Consider the following 26,810-nt stretch of genomic DNA (forward strand, 5'->3'; position numbering starts at 1 on the left):
AGGCCATTTTCATTACATAGGCAGACGCAGTTTCTGTTTGATCCGTTCCGCCCTTTCCCCGAACAGCCGGTACACCAGTTTCGACCTGAAGCCGAGATAAAAATAAATGGAAGCTCCCATAACAGCACAAATGATTATGATAATCAGTGAACTCAATTTAGCTGCAGGGGACAAGAATTGTACCGAACCTGCATAGACTGCCAGTGTGCCTGCGGCCATCAAGGCAGAGAAAATACAGATCAGCAGAATGCGCCTTGCTGTAAATCTAAACGAGTACTTCGTAAATTTCTTTATGACAAACAAGTTAATCATTACCGAGGCAGCGTATCCGAGAGCGGTCGCAAGGACTGCCCCGTTCGTCTCCAGCATTTTGATGAGTGGTATATTAAGGCTTAGTTTAACAAGCAAGCCTGTCAGCAGGCTCAATATCGTAAAGCGCTGCTCGTTGATTCCCTGAAGGATTGCAGCTGTGACAGAAAACACAGCAAATAATATTGCGACAGGAGCATAGGCCATCAGAACTTCGGTCCCTAGCTCTTTTTGTTCATAGAACACCGTGAACAACGGCTCTGCGAGAATCGTCATGCCCACCACTGCCGGAACAGTCAAATACATCAGCACCTGGAATGTCTGGTCCATCTGGCGGTTCAGACTCTTTTTGTCCTTTTCAACGAATGCTTTCGTAATGCTTGGTACGAGTGTCAGTGAAAAAGCGGTCGCAAGAGAAACCGGAATGATCACGAGTTTATGGGATTCAAAATTGAGTACCGAAAAGGCTGACGTTGCCTGCCCTGCAAGACCGATCGAGGCCATTGCCCGGCTGAATGTGATTTGGTCGATGAACTGGTACAGTGGATTCGCAATGCCGACAAACACGAATGGGGCGGCATAAAGCAATATTTCCTTATACATTTCCCTGATGGAAATGTGGACAGTGCCTTTATCTTTATCAAGCAATTCATCAAGGTGCGGCTTTCTCTTATACCAATACCATCCCAACACCGCAAGGCTGCCAAGCGCCCCTATGAATGCGGCAAAAGTGGCTATGCTTACTGCGGTGACGAGGCTGCCGTCCATTACCTTGTACACGACAAAAGCGCCCCCGAGCACGAACGCAATCCGGACAATCTGTTCAACGACCTGGGAAACGGCCGAAGGGCCCATCGACTGGTGGCCCTGGAAAAAACCGCGGATCAGGCTCATGAATGGCACCACAATAAGCGCGAAACTCACTGCCCGGATAACCGTCGTTACATCTTCAACGTTCACATCAAGCTTTTTGTCGCTGTTGATTGACATCTCCGCCAGTATCGGGGCGGCAAGGTACATCACAAGAAAGCCAAGGGTACCGCTTGCCAGCATGACAACAAGGCCCGATTTAAACAGCCTCCGGCCAACCGCATATTCTTCCATCGCATTGTACTTTGCAATGAATTTTGACACCGCAAGCGGAACCCCGGCTGTGGCGATGCTGATAAAAATCGTATATGGAATATAGGAATATGAATAAAGAGCAGTCCCCTCTGCTTTCACAATTGCGTAAAACGGGATTACATAAAACAATCCGAGAACTTTGGAAATGATCGTTCCCAGAGTTAAAATGAACGTCCCTCTTAACAGCTTTGATGACATATAATCCCTTCCTAATAAAAAATCGCTTAAGAGTGTATTTTAACATAAAGTGAAACTTCAATCAGTGGGGGTTTTCTTCCATACCCCACTGATTGTTAGTTGAACCAATCGGGTTTTTACGGTCAGTTATCCCCCACCTTTGCTGCTTCGATTTCTGAAAGCCTTGAGGCGGGGTTTTACTGCCCGTTAAAGAGCGGGATACAGTTTAATTACTCGATGATGTTAAATAGTTGTCAATTTCCGCAATTTTAAGTTTACCTTTCTTTCTTCGTCTCTGCCACTTTCTGCTGCAGTTATCCTCGCTGTTTCATTTTCGTAGTTTCAGGAAATGTTTTATAATGAAGAACGAATCTTTTTACGAAATGAAAAAGTTGGTGGACATATGAAATTCGATGTAATTGTCATTGGTGGTGGGCCTTCAGGCTTAATGGCCGCCAGTGCAGCAGGCGAACACGGGGCAAGGGTGCTCCTTATTGACAAAGGTGACAAGCTCGGCCGAAAGCTGGCCATTTCAGGCGGAGGGCGCTGCAATGTCACAAACCGGCTCCCTATTGAAGAGATCATTAAACATATTCCCGGCAATGGGCGTTTCCTCTATAGCGCACTGTCTATTTTCAGCAATGAAGACATAATTGATTTTTTTGAAAAGCTGGGAATTGAGCTGAAGGAAGAAGACCACGGAAGAATGTTTCCCGTTAACAATAAAGCCCAATCGGTAGTTGACGCACTCATAAACAAAATAAAACAGCTTCGGGTTGAAATTAAAACAAACAGCCCGGTGAGTGATGTGATATATAAGGAAGGCAAAGTAGATGCGGTAAAATTGCAGAACGGGGAAACCATCCATGCAGGCAGCATTGTGATCGCGGTGGGCGGAAAATCGGTTCCCCATACAGGCTCCACCGGTGATGGATACCCATGGGCCCAAAAAGCCGGGCATACTATCACACAGCTGTTTCCAACTGAAGTGCCTGTCACGTCAAATGAGCCGTTTATCAAGCAAAAGGTCCTGCAGGGGCTGTCACTGAGAGATGGGGCGCTCTCCGTCCTTAATCCTAAAGGCAAACCGATTGTGACCCACAAAATGGATATGATTTTCACCCATTTTGGCATCAGCGGCCCGGCCGTCCTGAGGTGCAGCCAATTCGTGGTGAAAGCCATGCAAAAATGGAACTTAAAAGAAGTAACAGTGAGCCTCGACGCACTGCCTGAAAAAAAGGAACAGCCGCTGTTTGAGGAAATAAACAGTGCGGTGAAGGCCGAGCCGAAAAAATCTGTTAAAAACTTGTTAAAAGGGCTCATTCCCGAGAGGTATCTGCTGTTTTTGCTGGAACACAACGGGATTGATCCGGCCACACAGGCAGGGCAGCTTCCACATGAAAAAATCCGTGCCTTTGTCAAGAGCTGCAAGCAGTTTGAATTTAAAGTGAATGGAACCTTGCCCCTTGAAAAAGCATTTGTGACCGGTGGGGGAGTATCGGTAAAGGAAGTCGAGCCACAAACAATGGGGTCCAAATTAATGGAGGGCTTGTTCTTTTGCGGTGAAATCCTGGACATACATGGGTATACCGGCGGCTACAACATTACTTCAGCCCTGGTCACAGGGAGGCTCGCCGGAACAAATGCGGCACTGAATGCTATCAATTCATGAAAAACAGAGCCTGATACTTTCAGGCTCTGTACACTACCATCGCAGAAAAACAGTAAATTTGATCATCCTCTTCTTCTTGCATTACGGCAACATTATATTTAATATCCAGCAGCTTATCCTCGTCCAGCCGTCCCAAAAACCGGTTCATTTCTTTTTCAAGATCCTTCTCATGCTCATGATCAAACACCTTGACCTGAATCAAAACTCTTCTCCCTCTCTTTTTTTACCATTCTGGCCAAATTTTCAGTTTTTTATAAGCATGGACTTTACGGCGGCAAAAGCGGTTATTCTACTTCCCCTTCCCATTCAAGCATGCCGCCAACCATATTCCTGACTTTATAGCCCTGGTCCTGCAAATAATGGCACACATTGGCGCTGCGCCTGCTTGAACGGCAAATGAGAATGTATTCTTTGTCTTTATCAAAATATTCCAGATTGTCAGGGATGTCGCCCATCCTAATATGCTTTGCCCCAGGAACCATTCCAGTCGCCACTTCTTCGTCTTCCCTGACATCGACAATCTCTAGTTTTTCACCGGCTTCCAGCCTTTTTTGCAGTTGTTGCGTAGTAATCGTCTTAATATCGTCCATCGTATCCATCCTTCCCTTATACCATTGTTCTTATTTGATGTATTATAACCAAAATCGGAATAAAACGAAAATGAACAACTCGATTTTACGGGATATTCCATAAAATAGTGATGTGCCAGTATTCCAAAAAGCCATTTTTACTGGTTGCTGCCGTTTTAATCCCGGTAACTATAAATTTAATCCCGGTAACCATAAATTTAATCCCGGTAACTATAAATTTAATCCCGGTAACCATAAATTTAATCCCGGTAACTATAAATTTAATCCCGGTAACCATAAATTTAATCCCGGTAACTTCGGAGATATTCCCGGGATTTAGAAATACAGGTGATGCTTTACACCATTTATAAAAGGACCCGCCCGCCGGCGAGTCCTTTTTACATTAGTTTGCAACGATATTAACTAGCTTTCCTGGAACAGCGATGACTTTTCTCACTGTTTTCCCGTCAATTTGTTCTTTCACCGTGTCAGTATCCATCGCAATTTGCTCCAATGTTTCCCTGTTGGCGTCAGCCGGGACCATCATTTTCGCTTTGATCTTTCCGTTGATCTGGACAACGATTTCCACTTCATCATCGACAAGCTTTGCTTCATCATAGGCAGGCCATGCGGCGTAAGCAATTGTGTCAGTGTGGCCCAGCTTTTGCCATAACTCTTCAGCGATATGAGGGCACACAGGAGAAAGCATTTTGACAAAGCCTTCCATATAATCCTTAGGAATCCCGGATACTTTGTAAGCTTCATTGATAAAGACCATCAGCTGGGAAATGGCTGTATTAAAGCGAAGGCCTTCGTAATCCTCGGTCACCTTCTTCACAGTCTGGTGGTAAGCCTTTTCAAGCTCACGGCCGTCGGCATCGTGGATCTTCGGATTTACAGAACCATTTTCTTGAACTACGAGGCGCCAAATGCGGTCAAGGAAGCGGCGTGCCCCGTCAAGGCCATTGGTCGACCAGGCAATGGATGCATCAAGCGGGCCCATGAACATTTCGTAGAGGCGGAGCGTGTCTGCACCATGGCTTTCAACGATTTGGTCAGGATTGACGACATTCCCCTTTGACTTACTCATTTTTTCGTTGTTTTCACCAAGGATCATCCCCTGGTTAAACAGTTTCTGGAATGGTTCCTTTGTAGGAACAACCCCGATATCGTAAAGGAATTTATGCCAGAAACGCGCGTACAGCAAGTGCAGTACTGCATGCTCGGCACCACCGATATAAATGTCGACCGGAAGCCATTCATTCAGCTTTTCCTGGTCAGCAAGCCTGTTTTCGTTTTTAGGGTCAATATAGCGAAGATAATACCAGCAGCTGCCTGCCCATTGCGGCATCGTGTTCGTTTCCCGGCGCCCTTTTTTGCCTGTTTCAGGATCGGTCACATTTACCCAATCAGAAATATTCGCCAGAGGTGACTCGCCCGTTCCGGACGGTTTAATTTCCGTTGTTTTCGGAAGGAAAAGCGGCAGTTCTTCTTCCGGAACTGTTGACATGGTGCCATCTTCCCAGTGGATGATCGGGATCGGCTCACCCCAGTAGCGCTGGCGGCTGAACAGCCAGTCACGCAAACGGTAGGTCACCTTTTTCGTGCCGATTTTCTTCTCTTCGAGCCACGAAATCATCCTGCTGATGGCTTCTTCTTTGTTCAGTCCGTCAAGGAAAGCGGAATTTACATGTTTCCCATCGCCTGTATAGGCTTCTTCTTCCACATTTCCGCCGGCAACCACTTCTTTAATCTCAAGTCCGAATTTCTGGGCGAACTCATAATCGCGTTCGTCGTGTGCGGGAACAGCCATGATTGCGCCAGTCCCATAGCTCATCAGCACGTAGTCCGCAATCCAGATCGGCATTTTTTCGCCGTTTGCCGGATTAACTGCGTACGCCCCTGTAAACACACCGGTTTTCTCTTTTGCGAGGTCGGTCCGCTCCAGGTCGCTTTTGCTCTTAATTTGGTCAAGGTATCTGTCCACTTCTTTACGTTGCCCATCGGCAGTTATCTTATCTACAAACGGATGTTCAGGAGCAAGAACCGCATAAGTCGCGCCGAACAAAGTATCTGGCCTGGTTGTAAAAACGGTGAATTTTGCGTCATGGCCATCAATTTCAAATGTGATTTCGGCACCCTCGGAGCGGCCGATCCAGTTACGCTGCATTTCTTTAATGCTTTCAGGCCAATCGACTTCTTCCAGATCATCAAGGAGCCTGTCAGCATAAGCGGTGATCCTTAGCATCCATTGCTTCATCGGGCGCCGTTCCACCGGGTGGCCGCCGCGCTCACTTTTGCCATCAATGACCTCTTCGTTTGCCAGTACCGTTCCGAGTGCCGGGCACCAGTTGACTGCAACCTCATCGATATACGCAAGTCCTTTTTCATAAAGCTTCAGGAAAATCCATTGGGTCCATTTATAATAGCCTGGGTCGGTCGTATTTATCTCCCTGTCCCAGTCATATGAAAATCCAAGCGACTTAATTTGGCGGCGGAAGTTGTCAACGTTAAGTTTTGTGAATTCCGCCGGGTCGTTTCCGGTATCCAGCGCGTATTGCTCTGCAGGGAGTCCAAAGGCATCCCAGCCCATTGGGTGAAGCACATTATATCCTTGCATCCTCTTTGTCCGGGAAAGGATGTCTGTTGCTGTGTATCCTTCTGGATGCCCTACGTGAAGGCCGGCGCCAGAAGGGTACGGGAACATATCAAGTGCGTAGAATTTTCGCTTCCCTTTATCTTCTGTTGTTTTAAATGTTTTATTTTCTTCCCAAAATTTCTGCCATTTCTTTTCAATCTGCTGATGGCTAAAGCTCATCGTTTTGTACCTCCTGTTATCGATAGATGATGTTGTATGCTCCGACAGTAAGCTTTTCATAAAAAAATAAAAAACCCCCCATCCCAAAAGGGACGAGAGGATATGTATATCTCCCGCGGTACCACCCACATTAGTGAAAATTCACTCGCTTCATTCAATCCTTAACGCGGAAAACGGCAAGCATTACTTTAGGTTCACACTTGCGACTCAAAGGCGAGTTCACGGTGGTCCCGGCCGGCTTGCACCATCCGCCAGCTCTCTAACATCGGGCTAAAGCACCACTACTACTCCTTGTCACGGTCTTTCATTATAAATTATAGACATATTGTATTAAATCATAGACATATTGTAATAAATTTCCCGCTCATTTGCAAGCAGTGGACAACCAAGCGGGAAATGTATTAGTCATCATATTCAAAATCCAAAAACATGTGATACGGAGTTTTACTAATTTGCTTTTGTAGCTATATGTTTTGGTTCCTTCAGTTTCCGGTCATAAACAAGCGTTGTCCCGATTGAAACAATGAATAGGCATATCATCATTGTGAAGAGCATGGACATTCCATTCAGGTCAACTAGAATGCCTCCCAGGAGCGGGCCAATCATTCTCCCGCCTGTTGCGGTGCTGTTGACGACACCCTGGTAAAAGCCTTCCCGCCCTTTAGGGGCCAGCTGGTCGGCCACCGTTGGCACTGCAGGCCAGATAAGCATCTCCCCGATTGTCAAAATGCCCATCGCCGTTAAGAACCCTGAAAATTGATGGGCTGATGCTGCAACTGCAAACGCTACAATGAAAATGGCCATGCCCAACACCATTTGAATTTTTATCGATTTTTCAAACGGCTTGACAAGTCTGTTCAACACTGGCTGGCCGATTACAATCAAAGCTCCGTTAATGGTCCACAGGATACTGTATTCTTTCAGTGTGATGCCAATCTCCTGGGTATAGGCAGCGATTGTCGACTGCCACTGGACATAGCCCACCCAGCACAACAAATAGCCTGTACATAATATGAGGAGAGCCTGTAATTTTGCATGGCTTTTAACCTGGCCGTTTTCCTTAAGGATGCTCGTATGTTGAGCAGCATGGATATTAATTCCCCGGTAACCGAAAACAGCTATCAACATGAATATGAAATACATCAATGCATTTGCCAGGAAGATGAGCTGAAATGAATAAGAGGCAACCAGCCCGCCAAGTGCTGCGCCTAAAGCGACACCTAAATTCTGCGCCACGTAAATCGCATTAAACGCCTTACGCCCTCCTTCCTTCCAGACGGAACCTGCCATTGCATACATCGACGGGAAAACAATGCCGGAACCAAATCCCGCAATGGTTAAAAAGACGACGTATTGGGGCCATCCATGCCAGATTGTCATGCCAGCAAGGCTCAATAGTGTGATGAAGATTCCAAGGAGAATCGATTTATATCCGCCTATTTTATCAAAAAGATTCCCTCCGAACAGGTTCCCTATTACACTTGCAGCTGAATTCAGCATTAAAACAATCCCTGCAACGGACAAAGATTTGCCAAGATGGTCATGAATATATATGGCGTTTAATGGCCACAAGAAAGAAGATCCTGTTACATTAACTGCCATTCCAATTATCAAAAGCCACAGGGCTCGCGGCATATTAAACGCTCCTTCAAAACAAATTATTTCGAACACCAAAGTAATTTTAGAGGTTTTTATGCCGTGTTGCAATATAAAATATTTCCGTCTTAACACCTGAGTTTTAAACCCGGATTGGATCTATGATGCTCAAAGGATTTTCAAAGAAAATTCACTATTGAACCATGTTATGATATTGACACATGTCTAAAAGTTTGCCAAACTAAAGAAAACACTGCACAAGCTACTATTTGCACAGTGTTTTCCTATTTAACTATTCTCTATACTTGATAACATATCTCTATTATTTGTTAGTCGCTGGTGGTGCCGGAGGCTGTTGGGCCGGGAAGTAGCTGCCAGTTGCATGGTCTTTCTTCTTGAAGTTATCTTTCTCGTCATAAACAGCCTTTTTCGTTTTTTCGATCTCTGAATTTAGTTCCTCAAGGCTCACGCCTTTCTTCACTAATTCCTCTGTCGCTACTTTAATAGCTTTGTTGGATGCTTCCATTGAAATTCTTAACGAATTCATCGATCCTTGCGGATTATGGAATCCTGCGGAGCTTTCAGCCGCAACAATATCCCAGAACCACTGGCCTTTTCGGACATGTTCCTGAGCTACCTTCACTTTTTCTGCGCTTACTCCAGATGTAATCATTTTATTGACATAGTAGTGTGCAGTGATCGAGACATCTTCTGCGTTATGAAGCCCTTCCATATGTGTATCCTGGATGTCCGTGACGCGTTCCTTCAGGTCGTCCATTTCCCGGTTGCTATGGCATGTTGCACAGGATTGATCCATTGTCTTAAGCGGTGAAGTCCACCAGTGGGAGCTGATTTTTTTCTTGCCGTCAACACGGTCATATGGCATATGGCAGTCTGCACAGCTTACACCAGCTTTTCCGTGAGGACCTTCCATATGGGTTTCAAAGTCTGGATGCTGTGATTTCAGTGTTGGTGTCCCGGAAACATTATGGACCCAGTCTTTTTCGAAACCATTTTCTTTCGCTGTTGTTTCATAGTATTCATACATGTCCTCAGGCTTGAACCCTTTGGACCAAGGGAAAGTGACTTCGCTGTTATCTGCGGCAAAGTAATATTCAACATGACACTGTCCGCATACATAGCTCCGCATGTCATTTTTGGTAGCCTTCGATATGTCAATACCCTGTGATTCCATTCCTTTAACAAAGCTTGGACGGGTAACGCGCAGGTCCATCGTTTGCGGATCATGGCAGTCGGAGCAGCCGATTGGCGAATGGCCCATTGCTTCTGCCTTTGGCCAGATGTCTTTATTGAAATTGCCGCCCCAATAGTCGTCGCCCATTTCCTCGATCATGTGTGGAACAGCCGTTGATTTACAAGTTAAGCAAGAACCGACCGACTTGTCAGTGATACGTGCCACCGCGCGGATGTCTTCGTTTGCGTATGTGTGGCCGCGGTCTTCGTTGTATTCGGTCGCAAAGCCGTATCCGTTAAAAAGGACTGGCAGGTAAGGCTCTTTATCATGGTCAAACTTGCTGCGTTTGACGGAGCCGCTGTATTTTGTATCTTGCATTTTTTCATTTTTCTTGTAGCTGTCATATTGAAGCGGGAATAAATCCTTGAATGCTTCGTTGCTTATTTCATTTTTTTTCAGCCCGGTTTTCAGCTCACTGGCTGAAGTTGCTTTATCCTCCGAGCCTGAGCAGCCTGAAATGATCATTATGACAGCGACCAGGATCAAGTATCCCCACCGAAAATTCCTAGCCATTGTTCATAGTACCTCCCTTATTTTCTAGTAACTCCCCTGATTTTGGCGGCTTAAAGTAATCTTCTGTCTTAAAGCCTTTTCCATGCGGCACAGACTGGTGGCAGCTTGTGCAGTTGTCTTTTGCATCATGCGACACGTTCTCTAATGTGTTTTCGTGGCAACTGATACAGTTGTGGCTGACTACATCTTCTGTGCTGTCTGTTGCATGCAGCACTTTAGGAATTTTTTCTTCCCCCAGAGTATTGTAATAAACATGTGTCATCCCGGCTTTTGCCTTATACGAATACTTTTTGACCATATTGTCGTGCGGCAGATGGCAGTCCCCACAGGCCAGTTCAGCATGCGTTGAATCGGAAAACGATTCATTGACATTGGTCATGATATGGCAGCTGCTGCAAAAATCCGGGGAATCCGTATACGCCAATGTCTTCACGGTGACCACCGAAACAATGATCCCGGCAAAGACACCGATGAACAACAGCATCCTCTTGTCAATAGCCAAGAGTTTTTTTAACATCACTTTCACCTTCCCTTAAAGCATAAAAGCGGAGGCGCCTTGACAGATGAACTTCGACTAAAAACCGCCACGTCCTGTGGCGAACGTCCACGTCAGCACATCCTGTGCAAGTCCGACAGGCATAAGACAGTCCCCGGAGGAAGTCGCTTTTTGACTTTTGTAGGGGACTGGCTTATGACCCGAGGGGCTAGGCGCCATAGCTAGATACAAATAATGAATCTATTAAAACACTGAACGTGTTTTAACCAGGTTATGGTGAAGCCTTTTTCTCAATCAAATCGATTAAATTGTCCTTTGTGGTCGGTCCGGAAAATCTGTGTACAATTAACCCGTTTTTATCGATAATCACAGTTTCGGGCTGGCCGACGACATTGTAAGCCTTTGAAGTATCTTCTTTTGTATCCAATAAGTAAGTTAACTTCGAGTTGCTTTCGCTAATATATTTTTTCATCCTCATTGTCGATTCGCCTTTAGCGATAATGAGCAGCTTTGCATTTTTGTAATCTTTTCCGAATGCCTCAAGCTCCGGTGCTTCATCTATACATGGCTGGCACCAGGTGGCAAAGAAGTTCAGCACTACTGTCCGGCCATTAAAATCGGATAATTTATACTTTTTCCCATATATATCTTTTAGTTCAAACTCGATCGCCTTGTCCCCGGGATTGGCCGAGGCTTTACCGCCAAGGCCATTCATGAGAAACCCGAGGATCCCAAATGCTGCGATGATGACGAACAACGGAACGATTTTCTTCCCCATTCTCTCACCTGCTTTTATTTTTCTAGGCGGGAACACTCCTACTTCAATTTTGTAGAGGGCATAGCCCAAAATGAGTAGAAGATGAATCGCCTTTTCGATTAACAAAACATGCATGGAATTATATTCCTGTACAAGTTGTTCTTTGAAAACTGAAGATATGAGGTTCTGGCAGGAAAAACGTCTGCCAGGTAAAATCTTCAACGTTCTAATCGCCTTCACACGTTCCGAAGTTGCGAAAACCAAGGTGAAGTAGGGCGTGTGGCGAGTCCAACGTACAAACTTGCAAACCGCAGGAGACTAAAAAAGTCGCTTGTACTGCCAACCGTCGGTGCGACGGGGGTAGCCTGCTAAATAATCAGTGGATACATTGGTGTTCGCAGGAATCCCCCACTTCAAATTTTCGTTAGAAAAATAAGTGGTGGGTAGTTCAATGTTCTGTATTCCATTCCTCTAACAGCTGCAGTTCTTTTTTCAGGTCTTTCTGGCGTTTTCCGAGAACCAGTACATAACCCACAATTAAAGCCCAAATTACTGAATATGCCATGAATAGATAAGTCATTTGATGTTGCCTCCTTTTTTGTTGAAACAATTGTTTTTCGACTATTTTTGTTATCCAGCAAGTTTGCTGATCGCTTTGTTCTTCGCTTCTTTCACAATGAAGCGCATTTTTTCGATTTCAACACCTTTACGCATCATGAATGCGTAAAGCACTGTGATTGTAAAAATGCAAAACAATAAAGTAACAAGCATATCCGGCTCGATGCCTCCACCCTGCTGGTTCTTGCCGTCACCGAACACTACCGGGTGCAGCTTTGTGTTCCACCAGCGGATTGCCATGAAGACGATCGGTACATTGATGCAACCTATAATGCCGAATACCGCGGACAATTTTGCGATTTTTTCCCATGACCCATCCATTTTTCTCACGAACAGGTATGCTACATAGATGAACCAAAGGATTAACGTAGTCGCAAGGCGCGGTTCCCAGGTCCACCATGCATTCCAGCTTGATTTCCCCCAGATCATCCCGGTCACAAGGGTGATTGTTGTAAACAGGACACCAATTTCAGCTGCAATACCCGCGTTGATGTGATGGTTTATTTTTGGCTTGATCAACGTCCTGACACTATAGTAGCCGACCGTGATGAACGCCAGGAATGCCACCCATGCACAGCCAACATGAAAATAAAAGATTTTCTGGGGTGCTCCCATGACCTTTTCAACTGGAGACCAGATAAACACTAGATAAAGGGCGACAAAGAACGACGGAACGAGTGTGTAAAGCAACACCCGGTCAATAAGGCCTGAATTGTGTTTCATTAAGATCCCTCCATGATAAATTCAAATAAGAAGAAACAAGCTGCGAGGAACAAAAGGTCATATGCCGCCATCAGCTGAAGCCATGATACAGCGTCTTTCATATTTTCATTTTCAAGCACAATCCTTGTTGCCTGCACACCGGCAATCATCAACGGGCTGAGCAGCGGCAGCAGCAGGACAGGAAGCAGCATTTCACTGTTCTTGGCGTTTGCCGCGAGCGCCGCGAGAAAGGTGCCAACGATGATGAAGCCGAAAGTGCCGCATAATACAACCAGGGTGAACCAGACATAAGAGCCGATAAAATGATAATCGAACAAGATGAACAACACAGGTATGCTGATCAGTTGAACAACTGTGACAAGTGAGAAATTGGCGATCACTTTGCCAAGATATATGCTTGCCGGGTCAATAGGAGCCGAACGGAGGCCCGTCAGGCAATCATTTTCATGTTCCGAAAGAAACGAACGGTTCAGGCCGAGGATTCCGGAAAAGACGGTGATCAGCCAGACCAGGCCCGGAATGATTGCCTTCACCATATTATTTGTTGGGTCAAATGCAAAGCTCAATACTAGGATGACCAGGCTTGAGAAGATGACCATCATCCCGATCGTCTGCTTTGTCTTCAGCTCATTGCTCAAGTCTTTCCCGGCAATCGTCATGGCGTCTCCGAGGATCGAATTCATGCTCCCCTCACCGCCTTCTCGTACCATTGCCTCATCACATCCAGGCCAACATCCGGGTTAAGGTCCATCGTACCGGCAATCTTTCCTTTGCTCAAAATGGCCACCCTGTCGGCAAGTGCATATACCTGCTCAAAATCATGGGAGATAATCAAAATCGATGTTCCGCTTAGCTGCTTTTCTTTAATGATCCGGTTCAACAGCGCAACCGCGTCCTGGTCAAGGCCGGTATGGGGCTCATCGAGCATCAGGATTTCCGGCTCGGCAAGGAGTACCCGTGCAATCGCAAGCCTCTGCATCATTCCTCTTGAAAAAGATCGGATCGGCATATCACGGAACAGGTGGAGGCCCACTTCCTTCAATAATTCGTTTGCCTTTCGGTCAATCTCTTTAATTTTGTACAATTTTCCGTAGAATTTAAGATTCTCCATTGGCGTAAGGGTGTTGTACAGGAATGACTCATGTCCGAGAAAGCCGATCTTCTGCTTAACGGCTGGTGAATTCTTTTTCACCTGTTCGCCGTCCAGAAGAATTTCCCCGCTTGTGGGCTGCAGCAGGCCGACCGTGCATTTAAAAAATGTGCTTTTTCCGGCACCGTTCGGGCCTATGACTGCGAGCGTCTCCCCTCTTTCCAGCGAAAGAGTGACATTCCGTAAAATTAACTTATCTCCCAGTACTTTCGTCAAACTTTTCAATTCAAGCATGGTTCCCACTCTTTCATAAGGTGTAGTGGAGCAGTTCTTTCTTCACCTGGTCAAGATGTTTCTCCAATTCCTTTGCTTTTTGTTCATATTTCTCCTCGGTGAGGCTTCCCTGTTTTCGGCTCTCTTCCAATTCGTCTACTTGCTTTTCGATGACAGTTTTTTTCATGAGCAAATGCTTAAAGCGTTTTTCATCCTCATCGGGCACTTGTACTGCAACACGTTGTTTTCTGAAAAAATACATCCCGAGTGTAAAAATGGCGATAAAAATCAGGAGATAGTGCGGATTGAGCAAGTTCAGTCCCGGCGTGGTCAGCCAAAACGTGACAAGCCATTCGGGATGAAAAGCAGGTATTTCACCCATCCTTATCTTCCTTCCTGTTTGCGCAGCTTTTGCAGTTCGCGCAAAATTTCAAGCTCAGCCTGGTCTGACCGGTTCTTGCTGGCAGCAGCTGATTTTGGTTTGCTTTCCTGCTTCATAATCTCACTAGCAAGAAGCTGGTATTGTTCTTTCATCTGGACAAAGTCTTTTTCATTCACTTTTTTCATCAAATAATCCATTTCCAATTCATTTACAGCTCCGTAAACCATGTCGAGCGTAAGACGCTCTTCCCCAGTTTCCTTTGCAGCGGCCTCACCCCGGTTCCCTGCAAAAAACGGCGAGACAATAAAATAGAAGCAGGTAATGATCACCGCGGCTCCAGCTATTAATAGTATAAAGTCCATATCTATCAACTCCTAAAAGAAAAGCGTATGCGCCTTGGTCAGCCCCGACAGGCATAAGACGGCTCCTGCAGGAAATCCCGATTTCCGAAAGGAGACGGCTTATGACCCGAGGGGCAAGGCGCTGAAGCTAGACAATTATCCTGATTCAGAACAGATTAACTGTTAGAAAAGCTTTCGTCGCTCTTCATCAAATAGTTTTCCGGCGATCTCTTTTTCGGTGTCTGACTCCCATTTCACTGTTTTGAAATCGCTCTGTCTGTGCCCATTGCCTTTTAGCTTTTTCAGCCAAATTGCCACGACGGCGATGCCGGCCGCAAACCCGGCTGCAGGCATTCCCCAGGCAATCAGGCCGCTTTTTCCGCTGCCAGGGGTCCTGAGCGCGGCCTGGCCGTATTCATCGACATAGGACTGGATGATTTCTTTTTCTGACTTGCCGCCGTTAAGCATTTCAACAACTTCTTCATAATAAACCTTTTTCACAGAACAGGTGGAAAGCTCATGGTCGGCGTGGCCCTGCATGTCAAGCTGTTTGATGATATGCTGGAATTCCTTCGAGTTGTATGTGTAAGCGGCAGTCAGCCCTGGAATCAGAATGATGATGAACAAGGCTATCACCGTTATTTTTGTCTTCATCCAAATCACCTTCCCTGTACGTTAACGCTTGAACTGTATGCCAACCGGAAGGGAACCGTCCTGCCTCCAAAAAGGGCCAACGCCGTTCCGGCCATCATGATGATTCCCCCCGCCCAAATCCAGCTGACAAACGGATTTACTTTGACAAGGAATGTGGCTTTTTCTTTGTTCTCCCATGAACTTAGGACAACATAAAGGTCTTCAGACCAATGCGTCTTGATTGCCACTTCAGTCGATGGCTCAGGCCATGTTTCATAAAAGATTTTTTCGGGTTTGATTGTTCCAATGCTTTTACCTTTATATTTTGCGTCCACGTTCGCGACGACGATCCCGTTGCCGTTTTTGCTATGCTCGGTCATGCTGTTGAATGTCAGCTCATACTCACCGATTTGGAAGCTCTGCCCTTTGTCGACCGTTTTCAAAACTTCATCGGAATAGGCGTGGGAAGATATTACCCCGACAGCCAATACCGCAACCCCGATGTGGACAAGATAGCCACCGTATCTGCGCTGGTTTTTCAACGTCAGCTTGAGAGCTGCCTGCAATACATTTTCCCTTGTCGCCTTCATCCGTGCCTGCATGCCGCGCGCAAATTCCTGCAAATGTGTCGCAAGCATGTATGCAGTTGCGGACAGTCCAATAATTGCGTATATCCCTTTAACTCCCAATGACAGCAGCACTACTGCGGCCAGCACCCCTGATGCATAAGGCCACACGCTGTTTTTTAAAAAAATTTCAACAGCCGCCTTCTGCCACGCAATCAAAGGGCAAATTGCCATCAGCACGATCAGTGCAAGCATGATTGGCGCCATGACCTTGTTAAAATACGGTGCCCCGACGTTTACTTTTGTACCTGTAACGGATTCAGATATAAGTGGGTACATCGTTCCCCAGAATACCGCGAAAGCAGCAGCGATGAGGATTAGGTTGTTTAACAAAAAGCTGCTTTCCTTTGAAAAATAGGATTCGATTGGATTGCTTTCTTTTTTAATGAGCTGGTACCTCGACATCACGATATAGATGGACAAAAGCATCATGAACGCCATGAAAACAAGGAAATAAGTGCCCAGATTGCTGTCCCCGAAAGCATGGACACTTGTTAAAATGCCGCTTCTCACAAGGAAGGTTCCAAATAGCGATAAAATATATGACAGGATGATCAGGCTGACATTCCATGTTTTCAGCATGTTCTTCCTTTCCTGGATCATGACCGAGTGCAGGAACGCAGATACGGTCAGCCACGGCAGAAACGATGCGTTCTCAACCGGATCCCATGCCCAGTAGCCGCCCCATCCGAGCTCGAGGTAGGCCCACCAGCCGCCGACGATGTTTCCGATGGTCAAAAATAGCCATGCTGTCAGTGTCCAGCGCCTTGTAAGCTTGATCCACTCAGCATCCATCCTTTTCATGACCAGTGCCGCGATGCCAAATGCGAACGGGACAGCAAGCCCGACATAACCCATATAAAGGGTCACCGGATGAATGACCATGCCAGGATTTTGAAGCATCGGATTCAGCCCTTTGCCGTCTGCGGGCACTTTATCTGTCATTTCAAACGGGTTGGCATTAAGGGCCATGACAATGAAAAAGAATAATATGTTTAAAAGCAAAATGCTGGATACGTAAGGCATCATCGCATTTCTTTTTTCTTTCGAAAATACGAGTATGCCAGCGTAAATGCAAAGCAGGAAAGCCCATAACATCAAAGAGCCGGCATTTCCTGCCCAGAAGGCTGTCAGCTTATACACTAGCGGCAAGCTCTCATTCGTGTACAACGCAACATATTTATATTGGAACCGGCTTGTTCCGAGCAGATAGAGCAGCAGGAATGAGGCGATGCTTGACACAAAAACCAGTGATAAAATTCCTCCTCTTGCACTTTCCAGCCACTTGTTGCTCCGATTTTTAAGCCCAATGATATTGGCGACTAGTGCGTAGGCCGATATAGCAATTCCGAGATAGAGAGCAATATTTCCGATCAAATACATGCAGATAACCACCCATCTGTTTTAATCCTGTTTGCCATGGAAGATTTCCTTGTGCATTTCAGTGTCGTAGTTCTTCATGTCTTCGCCCTCATATTTGGAAGGGCATTTAGTCTGTACTTTTTCAGCTTCAAATACGCCGTTTTCTTTAATAAAGCCCTCGACAATGACAATCACGCCATCCGAGAAGTTATCCGGCTTGACGCCTTTATAAAACACAGGAAGGCTGCCTTTGCCTTCTTCATATATGTCAAAGCGGAGTTCAAGCTTGTCGGCATCCCACTTTATTGATTCTTTCTTTAAAAGGCCCTGGGTCATCACATAGTCACCGTCAAATTTATCACTGTTTTCAACCAGGTCGGCGATTGTAATCTCTTTGCTTCCGGCGCTCGGCATCGTCGAGAACAGCATGATCATGATTGCAGCTGCAGCCAGTACTAACCCGGCCATGATTTTTTTATTTTTTGACATAATTACTGGCCTCCAAGCTTTTTCAATAATGCGTTGTATTCCTCTTCAGTTACCCTTCCATCCAAAAGCATCGAACGGAGCTTTGTTTTTTTCACGTTTTCAGTTGTTTGCTGTTGGGATTTGTCCTTCTTCCCGGATTGATTAGCGCGACTCCTCAGCACGAAGATCAGGAGGACTGCTGCAACTGCTGTAACTCCGCCCACTACGGAGACAACAATCCAGAGTGGCATTTTTTCCTCGTTGTTCGTCGTATTTGTTTGTTTGGCAGATTCACCAGCCTTGTCATCCATGATTTCGCCGGTCGTTCTTGTTTCTGCCCGTTTGTACTTCAGCTGGATTTCCTTCTTTTCCCCCGGCTTCATCCCCTGGGCCTGGTACAAAAACATGTTCATATTGTAAGTATTTTTCTGGTGGGATTCAGCCTCGGGCTTAAGGGTAAAGCTGTCGGTCTTGAGCGGCTCCACAAAAATCAGGTTCAACAATGCTGTGTCCGCAAAGCTTTCGAATTTATAATCAAGTGTTTTACTGTCCTTGCTTTCGTTGATGCTGTCAGTGTAAAACTCAATCACAAATTTATAAATTTCCTCCGGCTTGATTTCCTCGCTCGTCTCCCATGAAATAGTGCCTTTTTGCTTGTCAAGTTGGTAATTGATTTCGTTCATTTCTGTCAGGTCCAGCGAATAATCAGCGACATATCCAATCCGGAAGTTTTTGTCCTTGATAGGAATCGGTACTTCAATCTGGCCTTTTTGCGGCTTGTCTGTGTTGTTTTTAAGTGATACGTGGTAACCGACCAAAAGCGGCGGCCTGTTTTTCTTTTTATCCTTCGGGTGGTAAGAAAATTCCGGCATCACCTGGATGGTCAATTCCTCCATCTGCAAGGCATTTTGATGATTTTCCGCACTTGCCAGCCCGGGGACGGCGGCGAGGAGGCAAATGATCATGGACCAGGATAGCGCTATTTTTTTCATTGTTGAAACATCCTCTCCAGCACATATGCTATTTCGTTTCGGGTCAGTCCGGTAAATTTGACGATTTCGTGAATATTTTCACAAGCACACTTATTTGGGTGCCCATGAAGCCGGTTAGTATGACTTTTACCGTGACTCGACTTCGGGCAGAGGTTATCTAAAAGCAGATATGGACAATATAAAAATAAAATGCATTTTTAATCTACTTTATTTAAACCATTTATAAACACGTTCAATCTGTGATTATAATCACAGAAATTCACCAAGTTTTAACCGTTTTGTGAACGACTATATAAATAGTGAAAACCCGGTTTACCGCATCATTTACAATAACTCAAAATTGCCGCAAAAAAGATGGCAAGGCCCATATTCCTTTGGGGAACCGGGCCTTGCCAATTATTGATCAAGTAAAATCATGCGGTTCTGCGTCTGCTGGAGCCTCAGCCTCATCCTGTGAAGCCTGTCACGCTGCTCTGCATTACAGCTGGCAGCAAGCCTGGTCAGATCATTGTAGGCTGCTTCAAGCGTCTGAAGCGTATCCGTGTAGTCCAGGCCATTGTATTGCTCCTGCCTGCTTGACTCATTGTATTCTTCCTCTGCATTTTGGATTGCCAGGTCACAACGATGGAGAAGGTCATCTACAGACTGACGAGTCGCCAATGCAAACCCTCCTTGAATTCTGAATGAAGCGATTAGAGGCTTCAGTTCTATTGTGTTTCACATCAGCATTTCTATCACTTTTCCTGCTTGCTAGATGCTTCCATTATTGATTTCCATTGGATATGGGCATTCCTCATGATAAAATAATATGATTTCCTTTTTAAACGTAAGCAAGGAGGGTACTGAATTGAACCGGATCAACCCTTTTCCGTATGCAGCAGATGAGAAACGATACCATACGTGGAATTATCACCTCCGCCACACATTTGGACATAAAGTGTTTAAAGTGGCATTGGATGGAGGCTTTGATTGCCCGAACAGGGATGGGACAGTGGCACACGGCGGCTGTACTTTTTGCAGTGCCGCTGGTTCAGGGGATTTTGCCGGCAACCGGGCTGAGGACCTCGATACCCAATTCCTGAACATCAAGAACAAGATGCACACGAAATGGAAGGACGGCAAATACATGGCCTATTTCCAGGCATACACAAACACCCATGCCCCAGTTGAAGCTTTAAGGGAAAAATACGAGACTGTACTGAAACAGGATGGAGTCGTAGGCCTGTCAATTGCCACGAGGCCGGATTGCCTTCCGGATGATGTCGTAGAATATCTTGCCGAACTAAATGAAAGAACATATTTGTGGGTGGAACTTGGCCTCCAGACAGTCCATGAACGGACAGCCCTCCTCATCAATAGGGCGCATGATTTTGAATGCTATATCCAGGGGGTGAATAAGCTCCGCAAGCACGGAATCCGCATTTGTACACACATCATCAATGGGCTTCCGCTTGAAACCCCTGAAATGATGATGGAAACAGCTCGGGAGGTTGCAAAATTGGATGTGCAGGGAATCAAAATCCACTTGCTGCATCTTCTAAAAGGTACGCCTATGGTGAAACAGTACGAAAAAGGAATGCTTCAATTCCTGTCATTCGATGAGTATGTACATCTTGTATGCGACCAGCTGGAAATACTCCCTCCTGAAATGATTGTGCACCGGATTACCGGCGATGGACCGATTGACTTAATGGTGGGGCCGATGTGGAGCGTCAACAAATGGCAAGTTTTGAACGCGATTGATGCTGAGCTTAAAAGAAGGGGCAGCATGCAGGGAAAATATTTCCGTAATAACTGTCCAGAGGCAAATGTTGCAAACAGATCTTGTTTCTTCCGGGAAATTAGCGACAAGGTTGAGGTGAACTGATGAAACTTGACAGAATCCTGCCATTCGCGAGAAGCCTTTTAGAAAAAGCCGTACAGCCCGGTGATATTGCGGTTGATGCAACAATTGGAAATGGCCACGACACACTGTTTTTAGCCAATCTCGTTGGTCCGTCAGGGAGGGTTTACGGCTTTGACATCCAGGATGAAGCGCTGTTGTCGACCAAGTCCAAATTGATTCAGCATGGCATGATTGACAGGGCCACCCTCTTTTGTAATGGACATGAACAAATTGCCGAATGTATTCCTCCCTTGCATCATGGGAAAATTTCAGGCGCAGTATTTAATCTGGGTTATTTGCCAGGCGGTGACAAAAAGGTGGTCACGGCGCCAAAAACAACCATTGCAGCAGTCGACCAGCTGATCCATCTGTTGGAACCAGGGGGAATAATCGTGCTCGTCATCTACCATGGCCATCCTGAAGGTGCTGTAGAACGCGATTACCTTCTCAAGTATGTAAGAACCCTGGACCAGAACCTCGTCCATGTCCTGCAATACCAGTTTATAAATCAAAAAAACAATCCGCCGTTCGTGGTCGCGATTGAGAAAAGATAAATGAAAAGTGGGGCTGGCCCTCCCAGCCCCTCTATATATGTTGACGACAGTAACTATCTCCCCGGCACCAGCAAGCCCATGATTGTCCTCATCAATCCGGCAGGGCTCCATCTTTGCACAGAGCGGTAAATCAGACCATTGAAGTAAAAAAAATAGCTGGCCGCCCCTCCCTGCTTAATCATCTGTACCGCCAGTTTTCTGACTTTTCGCTGGCTGCGGACCTTGGCATCTGATAAATATACTCCAAGCAGACCCCTGTTGATCAGTCGGTGAAATTTTCTGTGAGGAAGCTTGGAGGTGTGAAGATCAGCGTTGTCAATAAAATGCTTCAGCCTTTCAAACAGCCTTTCCTCATTTTCGTAATAAGTGCAGAAATTCAGGTCTCCCCCTGCTCGGTCTTCCTCCTGGTCGATTAAATAATCAAGCAGGATGTGCAGCCCCTGTATGTAAGGAAAATAGCCGCTCTTGATTGTTGCGGCAAGCTCCGGACGAAAATCCTCCCTCATCGCATAAGATACCAGGCAAAAGATCCCAAGGGTAGAGCCTGTACATGCCGAAAACTCGTACCATTCCATATCAGGAATGATCGAGCGGTGGTTTTCGAACCAGCTCTTCAGTCTTGGCACCCTGTCGTTTACGACGACGTGTTTGTGGACTTGCAGATCACAATAGAGTCGGCACAGCTCCATCAAATGCTCGCTGATAGAGTTAAAGTGCTCAATTTTTTTTAACACGCTTCTGCACGTCTGAACCAGTTCGGATAAATACCCTCCGTCATCCCGGTCCAGCCGTTCCCGGTAATAGGTCCCAGACGCCGCGCCAAGTGACAAAGCATCGGACATCCCTTCGTGGAGAGCCGCAAAATCAGCCGGATCATGTGATGTGCTTCTGTCGCACAAATTATCTAAATAATCACTGATCGTTTGATAGGCTACGATAAAGCGGATTGCATCGCTGCTGTTTTCCAGTGCTGCCAGGCTGAAGATTGCGCCTCCTTCACAATGAAACGCCTTTAGTTCAATGCTTGCCAGAGCCTGCTTTCTCAATTCGGGATTGGGTATCATCCCAGCCCTGCGCTTCCACCTTTGGATCTCGCGGTTGACTTCAGGAAGCACTTTTCTGTATACATGGTACATTAAGCTCAACGGCTTTGATGGAATCGACATAGATGGCTCCTTCCTTAATAAGCATAGCCAATTGCTTTTAACTGGCTCAAAACAAAATCCTTCGCGTATTCAAACACTTCTTCCCGTTCAGGCTCATTAAAAATTTCATGATAGCATTTCGGCCATTCTTTATACCGTTTTTCTGACTGCGGGGCTTGATTGAACCATTCTTTTACCGCATGTTTATTGACAATCCTATCATCTCCGGCCTGCATCAAGAGCATCGGCACGTCCCGCACCTTATCCAGGCTGGCAAATGCAAGCTTCATCGCTGCCGCCAACTCCCTGTACCACCTCACTGATACTTTAGTGACGTAAAGTGAATCATTCGCATCAGCGTCCCGTACGTCCTGGTTGCGGGTGGCCATATCGACCGTAATGCCCGCCGGCATTCTGAACGCGGGCATAAAGACATTCAAGATATGCGAAAGCATATACTTGAACTTTGACGGAGCCGCTACAAGCCCAAGGCATGGAGATGACAGGATGACTCCTGCCAAATTAAGATTGGCTTCCTGGAGAAGCCTGATTGCCACCAGTCCTCCCATACTGTGGCCAAGCAAAAATACTGGCAATTCAAATTCGTAGGCGGCATGGACCCAGTCCTTTACTTCATTCAAATACTCGTCAAAGGAATCAATATGGCCGCGATTTGCCCTTGTTGTCAGCCCTTGCCCGGGCAAATCCCCCATGATGACATGAAAGCCTGATGAGCGCCACATTTCAATCAGCCATCCATATCTGCGATGATGCTCAAGAGCACCATGCACCATTACGATAACCGCCTTTGCCTCACCTTCTGCTTCCCATTTCCACATCATTTCTTCCTCCTGCCATTTAACTTTCACTGTTTTCTAAATAATATATAATTAACTTGACGCGCTGCGCACTGTGCAAGTTAAAAGCATTAATTTTACACTGCACAAAATACTAATATCATTTTTTTCGTGGGAGAGTGGGCAAATGATTTACCCGTATAATGGTAAATTACCTAAAATTGCTGAGTCAGCCTTTATCGCAGATTACGTTACAATCACCGGTGATGTCGAAATCGGTGAAGAATCCAGCATCTGGTTTAACTGTGTCATTCGGGGTGATGTAGCGCCTGTGATGATCGGCAACCGTGTGAACGTCCAGGACAATTCAACCCTGCACCAGAGCCCTGGCAATCCGCTTATCCTTGAGGATGAGGTGACAGTTGGGCACCAGGTCATTCTTCACAGCTGCATCGTCAGGAAACAAGCATTGATCGGCATGGGAGCGATTGTCCTGGACGGTGCTGAAATCGGTGAGGGGGCATTTATCGGTGCAGGCAGCCTTGTCCCCCAGGGAAAAAAAATCCCGCCTAATACTCTTGCTTTCGGAAGGCCGGCAAAAGTGGTCCGTGAGCTTACAAGAGAAGATATTGCAGATATGGAACGAATATCACGGGAATATGTTGAAAAAGCGAAATCATATAAAAGCGTGCAAACGAAAAATGGCGGACAAAGTACCGGCTAATCGAACTTTACCCCAAAAATGGCATTATATGCCTTTTTTCGTGATGAATCCCGCTTAACATTCGCTGCAAAAAGCCGATATAAATATATAATGATTGCCTGTTTAAGACATCATCAAACAAGGCCTTAAAGGTGATATATTTGACTTTATTATATATTTTAATCGGATTTTTATCGCTCTCGCTGTTTCTTCTCCTAAGAAACAGCGGACATCTCCTGAAAGCTGCGATTACGTTTTATGCGGTATTCCTGCTTGTGATGGCGTTTTTTCTGCCAGACATTGAAGAAAGCGGCCGTGTCGCAAGGGCCGTTGTTTCTGTCAAACAATGGGCTTATCCGCCGGCTGTTGAAACAGAAACATTTGTTGAGCATAGCCAGCCGGTGCCGATCATTGAAATCAAGGACCACGCACTGATCGATGCACCGGCAATTTCCCAAATGCCGGAGCTTCCGCGGGGCTGTGAAGTGACCAGCCTGACGATGCTTCTTCAGCATGCGGGCATTTCTGTTGATAAAATGATCCTTGCCGAAAAAGTTAAAAAAAATCCTGAAACATACAAGGCAGAAGGCGGCGAAATTTATTTTGGAGATCCAAATAAAGGGTTTGTAGGCAATATGTATACTTTCAGTGAACCCGGCCTTGGAGTTTACCATGTTCCAATCAAAGAACTGGCAGACCAGTATCTTCCCGGAAGAATTGCCGATTTAACCGGTTCTGAACTGCAGGAAATTAAAAACCATCTTTCTGAAGGACGGCCGGTCTGGGTCATCACGAATATACAGTTCAAAAAACTGCCGGAAACTGCTTTTCAGACTTGGCAAACCCCAGATGGGGAAATCAAGGTTACCTACAAGGAACATTCGGTATTGCTTACCGGGTACGACGGACAATCCATATATTTTAATGACCCTCTTACCGGCGAAAAAAATAAAAAAGCACCCATCGCTGATTTCGAAGAATCATGGGTGCAGATGGGAAGGCAGGCGATCACCTACCTTCCTCATTAGCCTTGAGTCGCCTGCAATGATTTTTTCGCTTCATACTCCTCCTGGAAGGAGTATTTTTTTTCGGCATACACATCATGCCATACCATGAACATAAGAACGGTCCATATTTTCCGGCTGTAATCGCCTTTGTTCTGGCAGTGGTCTTCAAGCAGCCGCAATACATATTGTTTATTGATTAAATGGTCAGTGTTGCTTTCGCGGATTGTGTTTTTCGCCCAATCATGCATTTCGTCCTTCAGCCAGTGGCGGATTGGAACAGGAAAGCCCAGCTTTTTACGGTTAAGGACGTGGTCTGGCACAATCCCCTCTGCAGCTTTCCGCAAAATATACTTTGTCGTGCCATCCGCAGTTTTTAGGCTCGTTGGTATCTTCGAAGCTGTTTCGAACACCACTTTATCAAGGAACGGAACGCGCAGCTCCAGTGAATGGGCCATTGTCATTTTATCTGCTTTCAACAGGATATCCCCGCGCATCCACGTATGGATGTCAATATACTGCATCTGGTCTACCGGGTCATAGCCTCTGCTTTCCTGATATAACGGTTTTGTGATATCCGTATATTGAACACCGTCCTGATAAACATTCAACAGCTCGCGCTTCTCATTCTCGGTAAACATTTTGGCGTTGCCGATATAGCGTTCCTCCATTGGGGTCACGCCACGTTCGATGAAGCTCTTGCCCTTCATTCCCTCAGGCATTATTTTCGCTATGCCTCTAAGGAGCGATTTCCCTGCCTCGGGAATTTTGTTGAATACTTCCAGATCCTGCGGTTCGCGGTAAATATTATAGCCGCCGAACAATTCATCTGCCCCTTCACCGGACAGGACGACAGTGACATGCTTTCGCGCTTCGCGGGCTACAAAATAAAGCGGGACACACGCCGGGTCGGCAAGAGGATCGTCCATATGCCACATGATTTTTGGAAGTTCTTTCATGTACTCTTCCGGGGTGATCACATAGCTGATATTCTCGACGCCTAGCTTGTCGGCTGTTTCCTTCGCCACATCAATTTCACTGAAGCCGTTCCTTTCGAAACCGACGGAAAAAGTCTTGATGGCTGGATGGAATTCCTTTGCGATCGAAGCAATGATCGAAGAGTCAATTCCGCCGGAAAGGAACGATCCAACGGGCACGTCACTGCGCATATGCATTTTTACTGAATCAAATAGTACATCCTTAATTTCCTTGATGAAATGGGCCTCCGATTTTTGCACCGGCTGGAAGTGCGCTTTCCAGTACCTCTGGATGTTCATTGGAGCGCCTAGTTTTTTTGTGAAAAAATGTCCTGGCTCAAGCTTTTTTATTCCTTCGGACATAGTGTCAGGCTCAGGGACGAACTGGTACGTTAAATAGTGCTGGAGAGACTGATAATCCAGCACATCATTTTCAAGGGCATGGAGGATGCTCTTCTTCTCGGATCCAAAGAAAGTCCTTTCCTTGTCGTCGTAGTAAAAGAACGGCTTGATTCCAAATGGATCCCTGGCGCCAAACAGAACCTGCTCCTCCTTGTCCCAGATAACGAAAGCAAACATCCCGCGCAGTTTTTCGACTGACTTTTCCTTCAGATGACTGTACAGGGCAATAATGACTTCTGTATCAGAGTGTGTTGCGAATGACAACCCCTCCCGGATCAATTCTTCTCGAAGTTCTACATAGTTGTACACTTCCCCGTTGAAAATGATCCAATAGCGTTCATTTTCATAAGTGAGCGGCTGGTGTCCGCACTCGATGTCAATGATGCTGAGGCGGCGGAAGCCGAACTGGATATGCTCATCATAAAAATAGCCATCATCATCAGGGCCACGATGAGTAATGATATCATTCATATTTTTAAACAGCTGTTTTTGTTCACTGCTGTATTCCTGTGCTTTTTCATGTACACAACCGATAAAGCCACACATTA

Annotated in this window: 27 protein-coding genes and 1 other annotated feature; of the genes, 5 read left to right on the forward strand and 22 right to left on the reverse strand. The window is 46.0% G+C overall.

Going from position 1 to position 26,810, the window contains the following annotated elements:
- Positions 1-12 precede the first annotated feature (12 nt).
- Positions 13-1,632: a putative polysaccharide biosynthesis protein gene (locus CVD19_RS06260; RefSeq protein WP_101581000.1), complete on the reverse strand. Its 1,620-nt coding sequence runs from the start codon at positions 1,630-1,632 to the stop codon at positions 13-15.
- A 382-nt stretch (positions 1,633-2,014) separates the two neighbouring features.
- Here CVD19_RS06260 and CVD19_RS06265 point away from each other — a divergent pair, with 382 nt between their 5' ends.
- The gene (locus tag CVD19_RS06265; RefSeq protein WP_101581001.1) at positions 2,015-3,283 is read left to right on the forward strand and encodes an NAD(P)/FAD-dependent oxidoreductase; all 1,269 of its coding nucleotides are present in this window, start codon (positions 2,015-2,017) and stop codon (positions 3,281-3,283) included.
- Positions 3,284-3,302: 19 nt separating this feature from the next.
- On the opposite strand, the gene CVD19_RS06270 is transcribed toward CVD19_RS06265, so the two are convergent.
- The 18 genes from CVD19_RS06270 to CVD19_RS06360 all read right to left on the reverse strand — a co-directional run bounded on the left by CVD19_RS06270 (position 3,303) and on the right by CVD19_RS06360 (position 19,455).
- Positions 3,303-3,485 (reverse strand): sporulation protein Cse60, encoded by a 183-nt coding sequence (locus CVD19_RS06270; protein ID WP_101581002.1) that lies wholly within the window; start codon positions 3,483-3,485, stop codon positions 3,303-3,305.
- Between the two features lie 82 nt (positions 3,486-3,567).
- Positions 3,568-3,873, reverse strand: coding sequence for a rhodanese-like domain-containing protein (locus CVD19_RS06275; RefSeq protein ID WP_101581003.1), 306 nt, complete (start codon positions 3,871-3,873; stop codon positions 3,568-3,570).
- Between the two features lie 382 nt (positions 3,874-4,255).
- Entirely contained in the window at positions 4,256-6,670 is a 2,415-nt protein-coding gene (gene leuS / locus CVD19_RS06285; protein WP_101581005.1) for a leucine--tRNA ligase, read from the reverse strand.
- An 85-nt stretch (positions 6,671-6,755) separates the two neighbouring features.
- Positions 6,756-6,977, reverse strand: a binding site (T-box leader).
- A 140-nt stretch (positions 6,978-7,117) separates the two neighbouring features.
- A complete protein-coding gene (locus CVD19_RS06290) occupies positions 7,118-8,305 on the reverse strand; it encodes an MDR family MFS transporter (protein WP_101581006.1) in 1,188 nt (395 codons plus the stop codon).
- Positions 8,306-8,588: 283 nt separating this feature from the next.
- Positions 8,589-10,034: an ammonia-forming cytochrome c nitrite reductase subunit c552 gene (locus CVD19_RS06295; RefSeq protein WP_101581007.1), complete on the reverse strand. Its 1,446-nt coding sequence runs from the start codon at positions 10,032-10,034 to the stop codon at positions 8,589-8,591.
- A complete protein-coding gene (locus CVD19_RS06300; protein ID WP_101581008.1) occupies positions 10,027-10,551 on the reverse strand; it encodes a cytochrome c3 family protein in 525 nt (174 codons plus the stop codon). Before CVD19_RS06300 ends, CVD19_RS06295 begins: the two co-directional genes overlap by 8 nt.
- Positions 10,552-10,801: 250 nt before the next feature.
- Positions 10,802-11,509 (reverse strand): TlpA family protein disulfide reductase, encoded by a 708-nt coding sequence (locus CVD19_RS06305; RefSeq protein ID WP_180953542.1) that lies wholly within the window; start codon positions 11,507-11,509, stop codon positions 10,802-10,804.
- Between the two features lie 226 nt (positions 11,510-11,735).
- The gene (locus CVD19_RS06310; protein ID WP_101581010.1) at positions 11,736-11,867 is read right to left on the reverse strand and encodes a CcmD family protein; all 132 of its coding nucleotides are present in this window, start codon (positions 11,865-11,867) and stop codon (positions 11,736-11,738) included.
- Positions 11,868-11,917: 50 nt separating this feature from the next.
- Positions 11,918-12,628, reverse strand: a complete 711-nt coding sequence (locus tag CVD19_RS06315) for a cytochrome c biogenesis protein (protein WP_101581011.1) — start codon at positions 12,626-12,628, stop codon at positions 11,918-11,920.
- Positions 12,628-13,311: a heme exporter protein CcmB gene (locus CVD19_RS06320; protein ID WP_101581012.1), complete on the reverse strand. Its 684-nt coding sequence runs from the start codon at positions 13,309-13,311 to the stop codon at positions 12,628-12,630. The genes CVD19_RS06315 and CVD19_RS06320 overlap by 1 nt, the downstream gene beginning before the upstream one ends.
- A complete protein-coding gene (gene ccmA / locus CVD19_RS06325) occupies positions 13,308-14,012 on the reverse strand; it encodes a heme ABC exporter ATP-binding protein CcmA (protein WP_101581013.1) in 705 nt (234 codons plus the stop codon). The genes CVD19_RS06320 and ccmA overlap by 4 nt, the downstream gene beginning before the upstream one ends.
- A gap of 13 nt (positions 14,013-14,025) precedes the next feature.
- Positions 14,026-14,373: a hypothetical protein gene (locus CVD19_RS06330; protein WP_101581014.1), complete on the reverse strand. Its 348-nt coding sequence runs from the start codon at positions 14,371-14,373 to the stop codon at positions 14,026-14,028.
- 2 nt (positions 14,374-14,375) lie between these two features.
- Positions 14,376-14,735, reverse strand: a complete 360-nt coding sequence (locus CVD19_RS06335) for a hypothetical protein (protein WP_101581015.1) — start codon at positions 14,733-14,735, stop codon at positions 14,376-14,378.
- A 162-nt stretch (positions 14,736-14,897) separates the two neighbouring features.
- Positions 14,898-15,368 (reverse strand): cytochrome c-type biogenesis protein CcmH, encoded by a 471-nt coding sequence (locus tag CVD19_RS06340; protein WP_101581016.1) that lies wholly within the window; start codon positions 15,366-15,368, stop codon positions 14,898-14,900.
- Positions 15,369-15,373: 5 nt separating this feature from the next.
- Positions 15,374-17,356 (reverse strand): heme lyase CcmF/NrfE family subunit, encoded by a 1,983-nt coding sequence (locus CVD19_RS06345; protein WP_180953543.1) that lies wholly within the window; start codon positions 17,354-17,356, stop codon positions 15,374-15,376.
- 21 nt (positions 17,357-17,377) lie between these two features.
- Positions 17,378-17,824 (reverse strand): cytochrome c maturation protein CcmE, encoded by a 447-nt coding sequence (locus CVD19_RS06350; protein ID WP_101581018.1) that lies wholly within the window; start codon positions 17,822-17,824, stop codon positions 17,378-17,380.
- Positions 17,825-17,826: 2 nt separating this feature from the next.
- The gene (locus CVD19_RS06355) at positions 17,827-18,795 is read right to left on the reverse strand and encodes a hypothetical protein (protein WP_101581019.1); all 969 of its coding nucleotides are present in this window, start codon (positions 18,793-18,795) and stop codon (positions 17,827-17,829) included.
- A 396-nt stretch (positions 18,796-19,191) separates the two neighbouring features.
- A complete protein-coding gene (locus CVD19_RS06360) occupies positions 19,192-19,455 on the reverse strand; it encodes a YtzC family protein (RefSeq protein ID WP_101581020.1) in 264 nt (87 codons plus the stop codon).
- A gap of 187 nt (positions 19,456-19,642) precedes the next feature.
- Between CVD19_RS06360 and CVD19_RS06365 the strand changes: the two genes are divergently transcribed.
- A complete protein-coding gene (locus tag CVD19_RS06365; RefSeq protein ID WP_101581021.1) occupies positions 19,643-20,662 on the forward strand; it encodes a TIGR01212 family radical SAM protein in 1,020 nt (339 codons plus the stop codon).
- Entirely contained in the window at positions 20,662-21,234 is a 573-nt protein-coding gene (locus tag CVD19_RS06370) for a class I SAM-dependent methyltransferase (protein ID WP_101581022.1), read from the forward strand. Before CVD19_RS06365 ends, CVD19_RS06370 begins: the two co-directional genes overlap by 1 nt.
- 53 nt (positions 21,235-21,287) lie before the next feature.
- On the opposite strand, the gene CVD19_RS06375 is transcribed toward CVD19_RS06370, so the two are convergent.
- Positions 21,288-22,400, reverse strand: coding sequence for a tetraprenyl-beta-curcumene synthase family protein (locus tag CVD19_RS06375; RefSeq protein ID WP_101581023.1), 1,113 nt, complete (start codon positions 22,398-22,400; stop codon positions 21,288-21,290).
- 14 nt (positions 22,401-22,414) lie between these two features.
- Positions 22,415-23,218 (reverse strand): alpha/beta hydrolase, encoded by an 804-nt coding sequence (locus tag CVD19_RS06380; RefSeq protein ID WP_101581024.1) that lies wholly within the window; start codon positions 23,216-23,218, stop codon positions 22,415-22,417.
- A 145-nt stretch (positions 23,219-23,363) separates the two neighbouring features.
- Between CVD19_RS06380 and CVD19_RS06385 the strand changes: the two genes are divergently transcribed.
- Entirely contained in the window at positions 23,364-23,900 is a 537-nt protein-coding gene (locus CVD19_RS06385) for a gamma carbonic anhydrase (RefSeq protein WP_101581025.1), read from the forward strand.
- 140 nt (positions 23,901-24,040) lie between these two features.
- Complete coding sequence (locus tag CVD19_RS06390) at positions 24,041-24,907, forward strand: C39 family peptidase (RefSeq protein WP_257985048.1); 867 nt, start codon at positions 24,041-24,043, stop codon at positions 24,905-24,907.
- Here the strand turns inward: CVD19_RS06390 and asnB are convergent.
- Positions 24,904-26,808, reverse strand: coding sequence for an asparagine synthase (glutamine-hydrolyzing) (gene asnB / locus CVD19_RS06395; RefSeq protein WP_101581026.1), 1,905 nt, complete (start codon positions 26,806-26,808; stop codon positions 24,904-24,906). The genes CVD19_RS06390 and asnB overlap by 4 nt on opposite strands.
- Positions 26,809-26,810: the final 2 nt, after the last annotated feature.

Source organism: Bacillus sp. T33-2 (genome assembly GCF_002860205.1).
Taxonomy (GTDB): domain Bacteria; phylum Bacillota; class Bacilli; order Bacillales; family Cytobacillaceae; genus T33-2.